Raw genomic sequence first — 494 nt, 5'->3', positions numbered from 1 at the left:
CCAATTTGGGCACGCACTTAGACGACCCAGCCAAGCGTTTACAATTGATTTATAAGAGTGTGAATAGTGGTAAGCGTCGTTTTAGACGGATGAATAAAGCGCAAGTTATCAACTACAGCGCCATTGCTTATGCATGGGAAGGCATTAATGTGTTGACAGGTTTATTCCCAAGGAAGCAGGCATTTAACCTTATTATCTCTAATGTGCCGGGCTCCAAAAAGCCGCTATATTGGAATGGTGCACCGCTAAAAGCGCTATATCCAGCCTCAATCATCGTCGATGGTCAAGCGCTGAATATCACGCTTTCTAGCTATCAAGATAAAATTGAATTTTGTATTACCGCTTGTAGTAAGCTGCTACCGCATCTGCAAGATATGCTAGGGTTGCTCGAAGATGAGCTGAGTTTATTAGAAGGTATTAGTGACGCCAAGACTGTAGCGGCCAGTTAATAAAGCGTTTAAGTAGTAAAACGTTTAAGCAGTAAAACATGACGC

The 494-nt window shown here is 42.5% G+C and carries 1 protein-coding gene; it reads left to right on the top strand.

Features of this window, described 5'->3' with window-relative positions:
• On the top strand, window positions 1–449 hold a 449-nt coding region (locus AAEZ05_RS27780), incomplete at its 5' end, for a WS/DGAT domain-containing protein (RefSeq protein ID WP_350649749.1).
• Window positions 450–494 lie beyond the last annotated feature (45 nt).

This window comes from Pseudomonas sp. HY13-MNA-CIBAN-0226 (genome assembly GCF_040310305.1).
Taxonomy (GTDB): domain Bacteria; phylum Pseudomonadota; class Gammaproteobacteria; order Pseudomonadales; family Pseudomonadaceae; genus Aquipseudomonas; species Aquipseudomonas gregormendelii.
The sequence above is the reverse complement of the archived record's forward strand: the minus strand, read 5'-3'. Positions and strand labels throughout refer to the sequence as shown.